Here is a 14,557-nt window from a genome sequence, read left to right as displayed (position 1 = left end):
GCGGCCCCCGCGGCCGCGCACATCAGGCGGCATGCCGGTGATCGCGCCATGGTCGACCGCCCGCCCTGCACCTCTCGCGACGGGGCGCGAGGACGCTGACGACGCGATGGCGATGGCAGCGGGGACCACAGTCGATCACCTCACCGAGACCTACCGCGCCCATTACCGGTCGCTGCTCGGGCTCGCGGCGCTCCTCCTCGACGACACCGCATCCTGCGAGGACGTGGTGCAGGAGGCGTTCATCCGCGTGCACTCCGCGCGCAAGAGAGTCCGCGATCCGGAGAAAACCCTCGCCTATCTGCGGCAGACGGTCGTCAACCTCTCCCGCTCGGCGCTGCGCCGCCGCATCCTGGGGCTGAAGCTGCTCTCCAAGCCGATGCCCGACATGGCCAGTGCCGAGGAAGGCGCGTACGACCAGCTGGAGCGCGACCAATTGATCAAGGCGATGAAGGGCCTCCAGCGCCGCCAGCGCGAGGTCCTCGTGCTGCGCTACTTCGCCGACATGACCGAGGCCCAGGTGGCCGAGACGCTGGGCATATCGCTCGGCTCGGTCAAGGCGTACGGCTCGCGCGGCATCGCGGCGCTCCGCGTCGCCATGGAGGCTCCCGCATGAACCACGAGAACGACACGCCGGGCCCGGAGGACCCCGACCGCCAGGGCGACCGCGAGCCGCTGGAGGCCGCTCCCGACGGAGCGGCGCCGGACGCCGCGGCCGCGGACGGTACGGGTTTGGACGGCGCGCGTTCGGACGGCACCGGCGCGGACGGTACGGGTCCGGACGGCGCGCGTTCGGACGGCATCGGCGCGGACGACGCGGGGGACATACGCCGCGCGGCTGACATCGACGAGCAGTCGCTACGGCGGATGCTGCACTGCGCGGTGGACGACCTGGAGCCGCCCCCGCACTCCCTGGAGCGTCTGCGGCGCGCCGTGCCCGCCCGCCGGGCGCGGCGCCGCCAGGCCCTGGTCGGGGCCGTGGCGGCGGTGGTGCTCGGCGGTGCCGCGCTGCCCGCCCTGGTGCACGTCACCTCCGCGAGCAACGCCTCGAACGACCACCCGGCCAACGCGGCCAGCAGCCACCGCACCCCTCAGGGGGGCGACAGCAGCGGGCGCGGCGAGGGCAGCGGCGGCAAGGACCCCGACGGGCCCTCCGACAAGACCCGGACGGACGACCACGGCGACGAGGGCAAGGACGGCACGAAGGACGAGGACAAGCCGTCCAAGGGCGCCCAGGGCGGCGACTCGGGCGGCACCGCCCCCGACCCCTCCAGCACGCTGAACGCCACCTCGCCCACCTGCTCCCGCACCCAGCTCGGCGGCAACGGCGGGTCGACCGGAGCGGCGGACGCCGAGGGCCGGATCTACGGCTCGTTCCGCGTCGAGAACACCTCCGGTCAGGCCTGCATGGTCGAGGGCGACGGCAGGTTCGGCGTGGCCGCGCAGGGCTCGGCGGACCCCGGGAAGGTCTTCTTCGTCGATCACACGGCGGGGGACGCGGCGAGCGGGCTGCCCGACCCGGCCACCGAGCCGGGCACGCTGATCCTCCAGCCGGGCCAGGCGTACGAGGTCCGGTTCGCATGGATCCCGGCGTCGGGCGGCGGCCCCAGCGGATGCCCCAGCTCCGGCGACGACACCCCGACCGCCACCCCCACCCCGGATGCCGCCGGTGGCCCGGCGGACCAGCCCGGCTCGGGCGACCCGAGCGGCTCCCCGGGCGGCGGCGGTGGCGAGCAGCCTGCCGCGAGCGTCCAGGTCAGCTATACGCCGGAGGCGGGCGAGCCCGCGGTCGGCAGCGTGACCCTGAGCGGTGCCTGCGCGGGGACGGTCTACGGCACCGGCCTGCTGGCCTCCTCCTGAGCCCCCTCGCGGGCCCTCTTCCGGGCGCTGTCCCGGCCCACGTGCCGCTGCCCGTCCCGGTGCCCGTCGTGGTCCTCGCGGCGGCGTCAAGCCGGGGCCCGCCGCCGGGGGCCCGCCGTGGGGCCCGTACCGTGGGGGTGTGTATCGGTTTCTGCTGACACCCCGCTGGTGGGTGATCAACGTGTTCACCGTGCTGGCGATCCCGTTCTGCCTCTTCATGGGCAGCTGGCAGCTCAGCCGCTTCGAGACGCGCATCGACACGCACGAGCAGCAGCAGGAGGACGCGTCCGGCGCCGAGAAGGCCGCGGCGAAGCCGCTGCACGACCTGCTGCCGGTCACCACGGAGACCTCCGGGCGGCGGGCGACCGCCACCGGCCGGTACGACACCGAACACCAACTCCTCGTTCCCGACCGGCGACTCGGCGACCGGACCGGCTTCTACGTACTGACGCTGCTGCGCACCGACGGGGGCAAGGCACTGCCCGTCGTCCGTGGCTGGCTGCCCGGGGACGCCTCCTCCAAGGCCGACACCGCCGAGGTGCCCGCGCCGCCGTCCGGCCGGGTGACGGTCACCGGGGCGCTCCAGGCGACCGAGCACGAGGGCAGCGGCGGGGTGACCGCGAGCGGCGCGCTGCCGCGCGGTCAGCTGGGCATGATCAGCGATGCCTCGCTGGTCAACCTGGTGCCGTACTCGGTGTACGACGCGTGGATCACCTCCTCCCAGGCGCCCGGGGCCCTGCGGCCGGTGCCCCCCGTCGTGGCGGAGGGCACCGGGCTGGACCTCAAGGCGTTCCAGAACCTCGGCTACACCGGTGAGTGGTTCGTCTTCGCGGGCTTCGTGGTCTTCATGTGGTTCCGGCTCTTCCGGCGCGAGGTCGAGGCCGCCCGCGACCTCGCGCTGGGCCTCACTCCGGACGGGCTTGCGGCTCCTCCGCCCGGTCCGCGGCAGGACCGCGCCCCGGACCAGGAAGATTCAGATGACGCTGAGCGAAATCGATCTCCAAGCGCAACTGCTTGATCCGCTCCTCGACCACGAGCGAGCCGTGCCCCGCGTCGTAGCGGTACACCTGGTGCGGGGCGCCGCGCTGACGTAGCCGCTCCACGTAGTTGTCGATCTGCCGTATCGGGCAGCGCGGGTCGTTCACCCCGGCCGAGATGTAGACCGGCGCCCGCACCTGGTCCACGTAGGTCAGCGGGGAGGACGCCTCGAAGCGCTCCGGCACCTCTTCCGGGGTGCCCCCGAGGAGCGTGCGGTCCATCGCCTTCAGGGCCTCCATCTCGTCGTGGTAGGCCGTCACGTAGTCCGCGACCGGGACCGCGGCCAGGCCCAGCGCCCAGGCCTCGGGCTGGGTGCCCAGGCCCAGGAGCGTCAGATAGCCGCCCCAGGAACCGCCGGACAGCACCAGCCGCTCGGGGTCGGCCAGCCCCGAGGCCACCGCCCACTCCCGGACCGCCGCGATGTCCTCCAGCTCGATCAGCCCGACCCGGTGCTTGAGCGCGTCCGTCCACGCCCGCCCGTACCCGGTCGAGCCGCGGTAGTTGACCCGGACGACGGCGAAGCCGTGGTCGACCCAGGCCGCCGGGCCCGCCGCGAACGCGTCGCTGTCGTGCCAGGTCGGCCCGCCGTGGATGTCGAAGACCGTGGGGAAGGGGCCCTCGCCCTCGGGCTTCTGCACCAGCGCGTGCACCCGCCCGCCCGGCCCGTCCACCCAGGCGTCGCTCACCGGCACCGACACGGGGGCCTTGAGCCCCGGCGGGTCGAGCACGGTCCGCCCGCTCGTCGACCGCACCTGCGGCGGCTGCTCCGCCGAGGACCACAGGAACTCGATCGTGCCGTCCGGCCGCGCGGAGGCGCCCCCGATCGACCCGGCCGGGGTCTCGACGCGGGTCAGCTCACCGGAGGCCAGCTCATACCGCCACAGCTCGCCGCGCGCCTGGTGGTCGTGGGCGACCAGCAGCGCCGAGCCGTCCGGGAACCAGTCCGCGCCGACATCGCCCGGCAGATCGATGGCCAGGGCCGTCTCCACCCCGGTCACCGGATCCCACACCATCGGCTCCCACCGGCCCCGCCGCTGGTGCCCGACCAGCAGCCGGGTGTCCCCGGCGACCGGTGCGAAGCCCATGACGGACAGGCCCAGCTCCTCGGTGCCGCTCTTGGTGTCGTCCAGCTCCGCGACCGCCGTCCCGTCCAGCCGGACGACCCGGATCGCCGAGTGCATGGCGTCGCCGTGCTCGGTGTGCTCGACCGCGATCAGCGTCCCGTCGTGCGACAGGTCGCCCACTCCGGCCGACTCCCGGTGGCGGTAGATCTCCCGGGGCTCGGCCCCCGGCGCCACCACATGGATCGTCGAGCCCTCCTCGTCCGTGGACCGGCCGACGATCGCCGTGCCGTCCCGGCCGAGCGCGAGACCCGCCGGATAGGAGGGGTCGAGGCCGGGCGCCGCGGGCTCGTCCGCCCCCGCCGTCTCCCCGGACTCGCCGACGCCTGTCCCGTCGCCGCCGCTGTCGCCGCCGTCGAAGGGCTGGCGCAGCCACACCCCGAACTCGTCACCATCGGTATCCGAGAACCACCAGATCCACCGGCCGTCCGGGGCCAGCACCCCGTCCGTCGTCCCGTTCGGCCGGTCCGTCACCTGCCGCTGCGCGCCGGTCGCGCGATCCCATGCGTACAGCTCGTATGTGCCCGTGGCGTTCGAGACGAACAGCGACCGCTCGGGGGCGTCCTCCGCCCACTCCGGCAACCCCACTCGCGGTGCCCGAAACCGCTTTTCCCAGTCCGGCATGGACTCCGTGCTCTCAGTCATGACCCCATTCTGCGCCGCACCCCGACATCCGCGCTGGCGTCCCCTCGCGCCTGTGGATAACGTTCCCGGCGGGCATGGACAGATGGGCCGGAACGGAGGGGGCGACGATGGGCGACATAGCCGCGACCGTGGAGACATATTGGGCCACGGCCCAGGCCAGGGACTGGAGGGCGTTCGGCGCGACCCTTGCCGACGACGTCCGCTACGAGCTTCCGCAGACCCGGGAGCGGGTGGTCGGCCGGGACGGCGTGGTCCGCTTCAACGCCGAGCAGCTCGGCGAGTGGAGCCTGGAGGTCGAGCGCGTGGTCGCCGACGACACCCAGGCGGTCTCCTGGGTCCGGTTCAGCGACGAGGAGGAGGAGACGCAGGGCATCAGCTTCTTCACCTCGGCTCCGGACGGCAGGATCCAGACCATCACCGACTTCTGGCCCCGTGCGGACGAGCCGCCGGCCGGGCGTGAGCAACTGACCGAGCGCTTCTGACGGATCCCCACCCAGCAGATCCCCACCCAGCAGATCCCCACCCAGCAGATCCCCACCCAGCGAATCCCCACCCAGCAGATCCCCGCCCAGCGGAACTCCACTCAGCAGGTCCCGCCCCGTCAGGTCCCCACCTGACAGGCCCCCAGCTCCCCGTATCCACCCCTCGATTCCCCGCCCTCGCCCCCTTCTCTCCCCGTCCCCGACGCCCCTCCGGTGTGTCCCCTCCGGCGTTCGCCTAGCGCAGCGTCACCGGCAGCGCGTCGACGCCGTAAACGATCGACAGCTTCCGGTACTTGAGCTTGTCGGCATCCACGGCCAGCCGCATCTCGGGGAATCGCCGGACCAGCGCGGGATAGGCCGCCCTGAGTTCCATCTTGGCCAGTTCGGCGCCGATGCAGCGGTGAATGCCGTGGCCGAAGGCCAGATGAGACGCCGTCTGCCGGTGCGGGTCGACCCGCTCCATGTCCGGACCCAGCTTCTCGTCGCGATTCGCTCCGCTCAGCGAGCACAGCACCAGATCGCCCGCGGATATCTTCGTGCCCGCTATCTCCATGTCCTCGCGGGCGAACCGCGGGAACGCCACCTGGACGACGGAGAGATAACGCAGCAGCTCATCCACGAAACGGTCGACGACGTCTTCCTGGTCGCGTATCGCCGCGAACTGTTCGGGGGCCTGGAGCAGTACGAGCGTGCCCAGCGCCAGCATGCTCGCGGTGGTTTCCAGACCGCCGGTCAGCACCCCGTCGGCCAGCCCCGCCAGCTCCTGGTCGTCGATTTCGTCGCCGTGCTCCTTCACCAGCATGCCGAGCAGCCCGTCACCCGGTGATTCACGCTGCTTGCGGACGATTCCATGGAGATACGACAGCGAGTCCGACATGGCGCCGAGGGACGCGTTCGCGCCGCCGAACAGATCGAACCGCGCCGTGCTGTACCGCTGGAAGTCATCGCGGTCCTCGTACGGAACGCCGAGCAGTTCGCAGATGACGAGGGCCGGAATGGGGAGCGCGAACATCTCCACCAGGTCGACCGGCCCCTCGGCCGCGGCCATCTCGTCCAGCCGCTCCTCCACGATGGCGTGGATGCGCGGGGTGAGCCTGCTGAGCCGCCGCATGGTGAATTCGGGCGTCAGCAGCCGTCGCAGTCTCGTATGCGTCGGTGGATCGCTGAAGCCGAGGCCGCCGGGATGCTGCTGTTCGGCGACGCCGACGGCCTTCTCGGCCAGGTTGGTGAAGTCGGAGCTGAATCCCTTCGCCTTTCCGAGTACCGCCTTGGTCTCGTCATACCCGGTGACGAGCCAGCCGTTGATCCCGAAAGGGAGCCAAATCTTGCTGATGGGTTCCTTTGCCCGGGTTTTGGAGAGATCGGCCACGGGGTCGAGTCCGTCGCGCTTCAGCGGTGCCAGCGTGGCATCCGGGAGAAACGACATCTTGGACAGATCGAACCCGTTCTTCTGAATCTTCGTGAAGTACTTGCGGCCCAGCCACGTGACGATGTTCGAGCGGAGATTCGACATGGGCGCAATACTGCCCTGCCGCGGAGGGTCGTCCGTCACACGTTGGCAGACGCGTCCCGGTGTGATGTACCACAGGTGCGCGGCGGCCGCTCTCCGGCCCGTCTCATGAGCAGTGCGGTGGCGCGGACCGGAGGATCGGAGGAAAGTGAAGATATCGGGCGTCACGCGCGAGCGATGAGGGCTGCGCGCGGAAGGGAAGCGCCAGGCCGTGCGTCGCGATGGATGCGGAGTGAGCGGAGTGAGGTGAGCGGCTTGCGGGAGAGGTTCCGCGCTGTCCAGGGAGCACCCTGCTGGGTGAGCCTGATGGCAGCCGATCTGGACCGCGCGCACACCTTCTACGGAGAGCTCTTCGGCTGGACGTTCCGGCCCACGCGGTACGGGCACGGTCGTTACACCATCGCCTGCACCGAGGATGGCGTACCGACGGTCGGCATCGGTGCGTCGGCCCCGACGGCGGGGGTGACCCTGCCCGTCACCTGGACGACGTACTTCGCTGCGGACAGCGCGGACGAGGTCGCCTGGCGCGTCCAGGAGCGCGGGGGCACGGTCGCGGTCGGGCCACTGGAATTCGGCAACGGCCGAGTGGCGTGGGCGGCCGATCCGGACGGCGCCGTCTTCGGCATCTGGGAGGGCGATCTCACCTCCGCCTGGTGGGGCGAGCGCAGACCGGGCGCCCCCGTTTGGCTGGAATTGCGTACGCGTGACGCGTTCGACGCGGCGCTCTTCTACGGCCATGTCTTCGGCTGGGACGCCCAGGCGCGGGAGCGGTGCGACGTCCGCTTCGAGCATGACCGGGTGGTCCTGCACATCGATGGGAAGGCGGTGGCCGGGCTGCGCGGCGGCGCCCTGGAGGCCGCCCCCGATCCGAATGTACGGCCCCGCTGGCATGCCTATTTCCGGGTCGAGGACGTCGACCGGGTCGCCGAACGCACCGTGGCGCTGGGTGGAAGCGTCGTTTCCCCGCCGGTCGACACCCCCTATGGCCGCGTCGCGGCACTCCGCGACGCGGAGGGCGGAATCTTCAGCGTGGCGGCCGTCCAACGAGGCTCGACGGGCGAGCGGGACGACGCCTAGGATCGGAGATACGGCATCGCGTGTCGGTCACCGGCCGGGTGAGGCATGGAGGTGCCCGTGAGATTGCCTTAATTGGAGGCATTCCACAGTGTCAGTCGAGCTGAATCACACCATCGTCCACTCCCGGGACAACCGGGAATCCGCCGAATTCCTGGCCAATATTCTGGGCTTGGAGGTGGGGGACGCCTGGGGCCCGTTCATACCGGTCTCCACCAGCAATGGGGTCACCCTGGACTTCGCCAGTATCCCTGCCGAGTCGATCACCATGCAGCACTACGCGTTCCTCATCTCCGACGAGGAATTCGACGCGGCGTTCCAGCGGATACGGGAGCAGGGCATCACGTATTACGCCGATCCGCACGGTAAGCAGCCGGGCGAGATCAACCACCACTACGGCGGCCGCGGGCTGTACTTCATGGACCCGGCCGGTCATGGCATGGAGATCATCACCCGGCCTTACGGCAACGAGGAGTAGCCCTCTCAAGGGCGGTCCGGTGTGGCCGGGGCCCCGCGCCCCGGCCGCGCCGGACCCGTCAGCCCAGGTCAGCCTTGGTCTTCTGGCCGCCGCTCCCGCCACTCCCGGACGATCTCGTCGGCGTCGAAGGGCGCCAGATGGAGCGGCGGGCCCGGGGGAGGGTGCCGGATCGCTTCGCGGATCTTGTCGTTGACGTCCGCGATGATCTCGCGTACCGCCCGCTCGGACGGTGCCTCCGCCGCGGCCGCGAGCGCGTCTTCCGCTTCCTTGCGCAGCACGAGCGTCGGGGGCAGGAACGACAGGCCCTCGCGGCTCATCTTCTCCTTGACCCACCACAGTTCGTCATACGGCCTGTTCAGGTGGGGCAGCGGTTTGCCCTTGCCCGGCAGGTCGGCGAAGTCTCCGCGCTCCTCCGCCTCCCGGATCTGCCGGTCGGCCCATGTCTCGAAACTGATGCCCGGTGGCTTGCGCTCGGTCATGCTGCCATTGTTCCTCCGAGCCGAGGGCCGCGGAACAGCGACGCCCGGCCCCGCTTCGCGGAACAGCGACGCCCGGCCCCGCTTCGCGGAACAGCGACGCCCGGCCCCGCTTCCAGAGCCTCCCGTCAGCCGTGGTCGCGCGGCGTGATGCGCCGGTAGCCCGCCCGGGCGTTGACGACGCGGGCGCAGGCCGTGCCGACGACGGTCGCGCCGAGCAGGCACGCGAGCCAGGTGCCGTCGCGGCCGCCCGCCCAGGTCAGCACGCCGACGGGCGGGATGGCGAAGCCGTTGAGGAACAGCCAGCACAGCACGGCCGTCCCCGGCGCCGCCACGAACCGCGCGCACAGCCCGAGCACGGCGGCGAACAGCGACAGGGCGATCAGGGCGAGCGTCGGCCGACCATGGCCGCCGAGCGAGTTGAGGACGGCCACCAGCAGCAGCGCCCCGGCGAAGGCCGCGGACCAGATGACCGGGGTGGCGACGGGCTCCGGAACGGGCCTCATGCCGACGCTGAGCGGCCGCCACTCGATCATGATCACCGTCTTTCTCGTGCGTCTCCCGGGGTACGGACACCCGAACGCGGATTGTTCCACCGGGCCCCGGAGCACTTCCCCCCATTACTTACTCTTTACCATTTGTTACGGTGGCCGGACGACACTTCGACCCGCGCGACCAGCGGGAAGTCGCGCACGAACAAGGGGATGGCTGTGGGTGTTCCGCGGTTGAGCAGTACGCCGTTGCCGGGCATCGGAGTCCGTTACGACCTGACGACGCGGGACCAGGGCCGGATGTCGGTGGTCGCGCACCGCGACGGCGAACGGACGCTGAGCGCGTACCGGAGGGACGATCCCGACGAGTGCGCCCTGTCCACCCGGCTCACCCCGGGCGAGGCGGAGGCGCTCATCAGCGCGCTGATGCCCGCGCACCACAGTCCCACGCTGCTGTCCACCACCGAGCTGGGGCTGGTCGCCGAGCGGATCGAGCTGTCCCCGTCCTCGTACTGGAACGGGCGGGTGCTGGGCGAGACGCGGACCCGCACCGAGACCGGGACCTCCATCGTGGCCGTGCTGCGCCGGGCGGACGCCATCCCGTCCCCCACCCCGGACTTCCGGCTGGCCGGTGGGGACATCCTGATCGTGATCGGCACGCGCGAGGGCGTGGAAGCCGCCGCGGCGATATTGGGGCGGGAGTGACAGACGGATGCACTCTTCTGCCGTCTTCCTGATCGAGTTCGGTGCGGTCATCCTCGGCCTCGGACTGCTGGGCCGCCTCGCCGGACGCTTCCAGTTCTCGCCCATACCCCTCTATCTGCTCGCCGGGCTGGCCTTCGGCGAGGGCGGGCTGCTGCCGCTCGGGGCCAGTGAGGAGTTCGTCGCGATCGGCGCCGAAATCGGCGTCGTACTGCTGCTGTTGATGCTCGGCCTGGAGTACACGGCCAGCGATCTGGTCAGCAACCTCAAGACCCAGTACCCGGCCGGGCTGGTCGACGCCACGCTCAACGCCCTGCCCGGCGCCGTCATGGCGCTGCTGCTGGGCTGGGGCCCGGTGGAAGCCGTGGTGCTGGCCGGGGTCACCTGGATCTCCTCGTCCGGCGTCATCGCCAAGGTCCTCCGCGACCTCGGCCGGCTCGGCAACCGCGAAACCCCGGTCATCCTGTCCATCCTGGTCCTCGAGGACCTGGCCATGGCCATCTACCTGCCGATCGTCACCGCCCTGCTGGCCGGTGTCGGGCTGGCCGCGGGCAGCGTCACCCTGGCCATCGCGCTCGGCGTCGCAGGCCTCGTCCTCTTCGTCGCCGTCCGCTTCGGCCGCCACATCTCCCGCTTCGTCTCCAGCGACGACCCCGAGAAGCTGCTGCTGGTGGTGCTGGGCCTGACCCTGCTGGTCGCCGGGATAGCCCAGCAGCTCCAGGTCTCCGCCGCCGTGGGCGCCTTCCTGGTCGGCATCGCCCTCACCGGCTCGGTCGCCGAGGGCACCCACAATCTGCTCAGCCCGCTGCGCGACCTGTTCGCCGCCGTCTTCTTCGTCTTCTTCGGCCTGCACACCGACCCCGCCAGCATCCCGCCGGTCCTGCTGCCCGCCCTCGCGCTGGCCGTCGTCACCGCCTGCACCAAGGTCGCCACGGGCTACTGGGCCGCGCGGCGCGCCGGGATCTCCGTCAAGGGCCGCTGGCGGGCGGGCGGCACACTGGTCGCGCGCGGCGAGTTCTCCATCGTCATCGCCGGACTCGCCGTCACCGCGGGCATCGAACCGTCGCTGGGCCCCCTGGCCACGGCGTACGTCCTGATCCTGGTCATCATCGGCCCCCTCACCGCCCGCTGGACCGAGCCCCTGGCGCGCCGCCTCATCCGCCCCAAGCCCGCCGCGGCCCCCGCAGCCGATACCGCCGCCGCCGAGCCGAAGGCCCGCGAAACACAGCGCGGTTGACACCCCGAACACCCCCGCGACACGATCCCGCCGGTGGAGATCACGGACCTGACACCGGCGGAGCGGCGCGTCTGGCGGGCCTTCCCGCTCGATGAGGGCGTCGATTTCCGCGAAGGCGCCGACGACGATCCCGAACACGGCGGCTCCTGGGGGCCCGAGCGGACCATACGGGCCGAGGTGCTGCGCGCGCTGCTGCTCGGCGGGCCCACCCGCGACGGCGAGGTGGCGGGCCTGAAGCTGACCGGCGCGCGCATCACCGGGGAGTTGCGCCTGAAGTACGGGGTGGTCGAGCACGCCATACGGCTGCGGTCCTGCCACTTCGAGCGGACCCCGCAGCTGTACGGGGCGCGGCTGGGCGTCCTGGTGTTCAGCGACTCCACCCTTCCCGAGCTCACGGCCGGGGCCCTGCACACCGAGGGCGTCCTGCGGATGAGCAGGTGCCGCACGACGGGCCCGGTGCGGCTCGCGGGGGCGCAGATCACCGGAGGGCTCTTCCTCGACGGGGCGCGCCTGGGCACTCCGGACACCCGTTGCGAACAGCCGTTGCTCCAGCTCAACAACGCGGCCATAGGCGCCGACGTCCGGGCCGAGGGCCTCATTGCCCACGGAATGATACGGCTCAACGAGGCCACCGTCACCGGCCAGGTGAACCTCGACGACAGTGAACTCCACGCCCCCGGCGGCATCGCCCTGCACGCCGAGAACCTGTCCGTCGGCAACGACCTGCACGCCAAGCGGCTGCGCGCGCGAGGACACGTCAACCTCAGCGGGGCCCGGATGCCCCGCCACCTCAACCTCGCCTAGGCCCGGCTGTCCCACCCCGACGGCCAGGCCCTGCGCGCCAGCAGCTGTGGCTCCGCGAGGCGGCCCCTATCGAGGGCGATGTGAACCTGCGCCGCTACTCGCGGGCCCGGCCCGCAGAAGCGTTACTCCTCCGCCAGCACGACGATCGCGTCGCCCTCGTCCAGGACCAGCGGGGCGGCCTTGTCGGGGTTGAGGCGGACACCGTAGGCGGGCGGCACGTCGGCGTGGCGTGCCAGCCGGTAGCCGAGGGCCGTCTCGCCGCGCCGCCGCGCGGCCTCGATGACCGTCGCGAAGTTGGCCTCGGCCCCGGGCACCAGGTAGTTGGTGGCCGGTTTGAGGTAGATCTCCGAGCCCTCCGGGTCGAAGAGGTCGATGAACACCGTGTACAGGTCGCGGTTCTCGGTCAGCTGGGTCAGCAGCAGGCTGATCACCTTGGTGCTGACGATGAAGTCGTCGGCCTTGGTGACCTGGGCGATCTCCCGGTTGCTGTCGTCGTTCATCTCCGTGACGATCGAGTACGGGTCACCGAGCCGCACCTCGATGTCGCGCAGGTGCAGCAGCGTCACCAGCGTCCGGTCGTCGGAGCGCCGGGGGTCGATGGTGTCGTCGGACAGCACCACGATGTGCTGGTAGCGGCCGAGGTCGAGGGCCTCCAGGGACGACCTGCGGGTCGGCTCGCACCGCTTGTGGCCGACCGTCAGGTTCTTCAGCCCCTCCGGCACTCCCTTCCGCGGTAGCCGCGGCGCCGCGATGTCCACCGCCGAGCCGGGTTCGACGAAGCTGTCCAGCAGCGTGATGAGCTTCGACGTCCGGGAGTTCCAGCCGATCACCAGGGTGCGGTCCGGCACCGGCGGCCGCCCGGGCGCCGTGGTGATCGCCGACGGGACGATCCCGGGCGGGGTCTCGGCGGGGCGTATCAGCAGATCGTCCTCGGCCATCACCAGCAGCTGGTCGTCGGCGCGGACCACGGTGTCCATCGGCGGGTTGAGCAGCACCTCACCGTCGCCGCGGCGCAGCCCGGCGGCCATGCCCTGCGTGTAGTGGGCCAGGGTGTCCGCGTACGTCGCACCCGCCAGCGCGGGCTGCGTGTGGAAGTAGAACTCGTTGCCTTCGAAGCTGAGCAGTTCGTTGAAGACGCTGGACAGCCCCGACTGCCGGTGCGCCTGGGCGATGAGCCGTACGGCGATGTCGTCGGCGTCGATGATCAGCGCGTTCGTACCGGCGGCGAGACGGGCCGCGGGCAGGTTGTCCGAACTCTCCACGGCCGCCACGACGTTCGGCCGCGCGCCCTTCCACTTCCGGCTGTTGAGCAGCAGGAGCACCTTGATGACGTCCGTGTCGGTGTCGTCCCCGACCGGCGGCAACACCATGATCGACTTGGCGGTGTCGGGGCTCACCAGCTCCAGGTCGCGCCGCTCCAGCGGACTTCCGGAACGGCAGATCACCCGGGTGCGGCCGGTCACGGGGATCCTGTCGCGGATCTGGTCCTCCATGTCGACCTTGTCGTGGTCGGCGAGGATCACCACACAGGAACGGCGGGCGCTCTGGTTGGCCTCCACCAGCTCGGCGATCACCGTGAACACCTGGTCCGACCAGCCCAGCACGATCGTGTGGCCGCGCTCGATCAGCCGCGACCGGCCCTTGCGGAGCATCTGGATCCGGTTCTCCAGGCCCGTGGTGAGCACACCGATGAGCGCGCTGACGATGAAGATGCCGCCGATCGTGACCGTGAGCATCAGCACCAGGAACAGCGGGTGGCCCGTGTCCCCGCCCATGGTGCCCGGATCGAGCGTGCGCAGCAGGCTCATCCACACCACGCCCGTCCAGCCGCCGCTCTTCCGGGTGTCCTCGTGGGAGAGGGCGACCACCAGCGTGGAGACCACGGCGATCAACGCGAGGGAGGCGAGGCCGAGCCAGCCGATCAGGGCGGGCGTCCCCCGGTCCATGGTGCCGTCGAACCAGTACCGCAGCCGGTCCCGCAGCCTCATCGCACGTCCCCTATCCCCCCGGCCACCCACCGGTCTTACGGTCTCCCAGAGCAGTTGATCATTCTCGCAGGGTTACGGGGGTGCGGCTGCCGGGCGACGGGGCGCCCGCGCGGTCACCAGGCGGCGTGGGCCTGCGGGCTCCCGGTCTCGACGGTCGGTTCGCCGCCCGCCTCGGCGAACGCCTGGAGCGCCTCGATCAGATGACGGCGCTGTCCGGCGGGCATGACGCCCACGATGCGCGCGATCTCCCGGCGGCGCCGCTCGGTGACCTCGGCCACGACCCACCGCCCGGCCCCGGTGAGCGAGATCATGCTGGTACGCCGGTCCTCGGCGGAGACGCCGCGCGCGACCACGCCCGTCGTGACCAGGCGGTCGATCATGCGCATCGCGGTCGACGGCTGGACGCCCAGCTCCCCGGCCAGCCCGGACAGGCTCAGCGGCCCTCCGCCGTCCAGGACGACCAGCATCCGGAACTGCGGCAGCGTCAGGGACTCCTCCACCGCGGCCAACGACCGGGCGGAGACGGCGACGAGCAGCCGGGACGCGGTCAGCACGGCGGTGACCATCGCCTCGGCGTCGGATTCGGAGATTCCGGCCTCGGAGGCCGCGGAGGCTGTGGAACCCCCATCGGATGCTGAGGAACGGCGCGCCATA

General features: G+C 71.4%; 15 protein-coding genes. 9 read left to right on the top strand and 6 right to left on the bottom strand.

Annotation, left to right across the window (positions count from 1 at the left end; all coding sequences use genetic code 11):
• The first annotated feature begins 31 nt into the window (after window positions 1-31).
• The 3 genes from LCH29_RS25525 (at window position 32) to LCH29_RS25515 (ending at window position 2,875) form a co-directional block, all read left to right on the top strand.
• A complete protein-coding gene (locus LCH29_RS25525) occupies window positions 32-613 on the top strand; it encodes a SigE family RNA polymerase sigma factor (RefSeq protein WP_184502881.1) in 582 nt (193 codons plus the stop codon).
• Window positions 610-1,857 carry a hypothetical protein gene (locus LCH29_RS25520; protein ID WP_446464049.1) on the top strand — a complete coding sequence of 416 codons (1,248 nt, stop codon included), beginning with the start codon at window positions 610-612 and terminating at the stop codon, window positions 1,855-1,857. The genes LCH29_RS25525 and LCH29_RS25520 overlap by 4 nt, the downstream gene beginning before the upstream one ends.
• Before the next feature lie 139 nt (window positions 1,858-1,996).
• Entirely contained in the window at window positions 1,997-2,875 is an 879-nt protein-coding gene (locus LCH29_RS25515) for an SURF1 family protein (RefSeq protein WP_446464048.1), read from the top strand.
• Here LCH29_RS25515 and LCH29_RS25510 read toward each other — a convergent pair.
• On the bottom strand, window positions 2,763-4,640 hold the full coding sequence (locus LCH29_RS25510; RefSeq protein WP_446464100.1) for a S9 family peptidase: 1,878 nt from the start codon (window positions 4,638-4,640) through the stop codon (window positions 2,763-2,765). The two genes, LCH29_RS25515 and LCH29_RS25510, sit on opposite strands and share 113 nt — an antisense overlap.
• Window positions 4,641-4,768: 128 nt before the next feature.
• On the opposite strand from LCH29_RS25510, the gene LCH29_RS25505 reads away from it, so the two are divergent.
• Window positions 4,769-5,143 (top strand): nuclear transport factor 2 family protein, encoded by a 375-nt coding sequence (locus tag LCH29_RS25505; RefSeq protein WP_446464047.1) that lies wholly within the window; start codon window positions 4,769-4,771, stop codon window positions 5,141-5,143.
• 235 nt (window positions 5,144-5,378) lie between these two features.
• Here LCH29_RS25505 and LCH29_RS25500 read toward each other — a convergent pair whose 3' ends face one another.
• Window positions 5,379-6,656 carry a cytochrome P450 gene (locus tag LCH29_RS25500; RefSeq protein ID WP_446464046.1) on the bottom strand — a complete coding sequence of 426 codons (1,278 nt, stop codon included), beginning with the start codon at window positions 6,654-6,656 and terminating at the stop codon, window positions 5,379-5,381.
• A gap of 303 nt (window positions 6,657-6,959) precedes the next feature.
• Between LCH29_RS25500 and LCH29_RS25495 the strand changes: the two genes are divergently transcribed.
• Both LCH29_RS25495 and LCH29_RS25490 read left to right on the top strand, forming a co-directional pair.
• The gene (locus tag LCH29_RS25495) at window positions 6,960-7,730 is read left to right on the top strand and encodes a VOC family protein (protein ID WP_446464099.1); all 771 of its coding nucleotides are present in this window, start codon (window positions 6,960-6,962) and stop codon (window positions 7,728-7,730) included.
• An 88-nt stretch (window positions 7,731-7,818) separates the two neighbouring features.
• Entirely contained in the window at window positions 7,819-8,205 is a 387-nt protein-coding gene (locus LCH29_RS25490; RefSeq protein ID WP_179935291.1) for a VOC family protein, read from the top strand.
• A 68-nt stretch (window positions 8,206-8,273) separates the two neighbouring features.
• Here the strand turns inward: LCH29_RS25490 and LCH29_RS25485 are convergent, their stop codons facing one another.
• Together LCH29_RS25485 and LCH29_RS25480 are read right to left on the bottom strand one after the other, a co-directional pair.
• Window positions 8,274-8,684, bottom strand: a complete 411-nt coding sequence (locus LCH29_RS25485; RefSeq protein WP_446464045.1) for a DnaJ family domain-containing protein — start codon at window positions 8,682-8,684, stop codon at window positions 8,274-8,276.
• Between the two features lie 125 nt (window positions 8,685-8,809).
• Window positions 8,810-9,217: a hypothetical protein gene (locus tag LCH29_RS25480; protein ID WP_446464044.1), complete on the bottom strand. Its 408-nt coding sequence runs from the start codon at window positions 9,215-9,217 to the stop codon at window positions 8,810-8,812.
• A 168-nt stretch (window positions 9,218-9,385) separates the two neighbouring features.
• Between LCH29_RS25480 and LCH29_RS25475 the strand changes: the two genes are divergently transcribed.
• Genes LCH29_RS25475 through LCH29_RS25465 form a run of 3 tightly spaced genes read left to right on the top strand, consistent with a single transcriptional unit; the run spans window position 9,386 to window position 11,915 of the window.
• Window positions 9,386-9,877, top strand: a complete 492-nt coding sequence (locus tag LCH29_RS25475; RefSeq protein ID WP_184502882.1) for a cation:proton antiporter regulatory subunit — start codon at window positions 9,386-9,388, stop codon at window positions 9,875-9,877.
• Window positions 9,878-9,884: 7 nt separating this feature from the next.
• A complete protein-coding gene (locus LCH29_RS25470; protein WP_446464043.1) occupies window positions 9,885-11,111 on the top strand; it encodes a cation:proton antiporter in 1,227 nt (408 codons plus the stop codon).
• Between the two features lie 33 nt (window positions 11,112-11,144).
• Window positions 11,145-11,915 (top strand): hypothetical protein, encoded by a 771-nt coding sequence (locus LCH29_RS25465; RefSeq protein WP_446464042.1) that lies wholly within the window; start codon window positions 11,145-11,147, stop codon window positions 11,913-11,915.
• Window positions 11,916-12,037: 122 nt separating this feature from the next.
• Here LCH29_RS25465 and LCH29_RS25460 read toward each other — a convergent pair whose 3' ends face one another.
• Together LCH29_RS25460 and LCH29_RS25455 are read right to left on the bottom strand one after the other, a co-directional pair.
• Window positions 12,038-13,903 (bottom strand): CASTOR/POLLUX-related putative ion channel, encoded by a 1,866-nt coding sequence (locus LCH29_RS25460; RefSeq protein ID WP_446464041.1) that lies wholly within the window; start codon window positions 13,901-13,903, stop codon window positions 12,038-12,040.
• 113 nt (window positions 13,904-14,016) lie between these two features.
• On the bottom strand, window positions 14,017-14,556 hold the full coding sequence (locus LCH29_RS25455) for a MarR family winged helix-turn-helix transcriptional regulator (RefSeq protein WP_446464040.1): 540 nt from the start codon (window positions 14,554-14,556) through the stop codon (window positions 14,017-14,019).
• Window position 14,557: the final 1 nt, after the last annotated feature.

The sequence above is a fragment of the Streptomyces sp. BRA346 genome (assembly GCF_052851135.1).
This window is presented reverse-complemented; position numbering and strand designations above follow the sequence as displayed.

What these genes read in the sequence shown, in the direction of transcription:
- LCH29_RS25455 (WP_446464040.1), bottom strand. Translation starts at nt 14,556, where the DNA reads ATGGCGCGCCGTTCCTCAGCATCCGATGGGGGTTCCACAGCCTCCGCG.
- LCH29_RS25485 (WP_446464045.1), bottom strand. Translation starts at nt 8,684, where the DNA reads ATGACCGAGCGCAAGCCACCGGGCATCAGTTTCGAGACATGGGCCGAC.
- LCH29_RS25470 (WP_446464043.1), top strand. Translation starts at nt 9,885, where the DNA reads ATGCACTCTTCTGCCGTCTTCCTGATCGAGTTCGGTGCGGTCATCCTC.
- LCH29_RS25475 (WP_184502882.1), top strand. Translation starts at nt 9,386, where the DNA reads ATGGCTGTGGGTGTTCCGCGGTTGAGCAGTACGCCGTTGCCGGGCATC.
- LCH29_RS25500 (WP_446464046.1), bottom strand. Translation starts at nt 6,656, where the DNA reads ATGTCGAATCTCCGCTCGAACATCGTCACGTGGCTGGGCCGCAAGTAC.
- LCH29_RS25480 (WP_446464044.1), bottom strand. Translation starts at nt 9,217, where the DNA reads ATGATCGAGTGGCGGCCGCTCAGCGTCGGCATGAGGCCCGTTCCGGAG.
- LCH29_RS25510 (WP_446464100.1), bottom strand. Translation starts at nt 4,640, where the DNA reads ATGCCGGACTGGGAAAAGCGGTTTCGGGCACCGCGAGTGGGGTTGCCG.
- LCH29_RS25505 (WP_446464047.1), top strand. Translation starts at nt 4,769, where the DNA reads ATGGGCGACATAGCCGCGACCGTGGAGACATATTGGGCCACGGCCCAG.
- LCH29_RS25520 (WP_446464049.1), top strand. Translation starts at nt 610, where the DNA reads ATGAACCACGAGAACGACACGCCGGGCCCGGAGGACCCCGACCGCCAG.
- LCH29_RS25495 (WP_446464099.1), top strand. Translation starts at nt 6,960, where the DNA reads ATGGCAGCCGATCTGGACCGCGCGCACACCTTCTACGGAGAGCTCTTC.
- LCH29_RS25525 (WP_184502881.1), top strand. Translation starts at nt 32, where the DNA reads ATGCCGGTGATCGCGCCATGGTCGACCGCCCGCCCTGCACCTCTCGCG.
- LCH29_RS25460 (WP_446464041.1), bottom strand. Translation starts at nt 13,903, where the DNA reads ATGAGGCTGCGGGACCGGCTGCGGTACTGGTTCGACGGCACCATGGAC.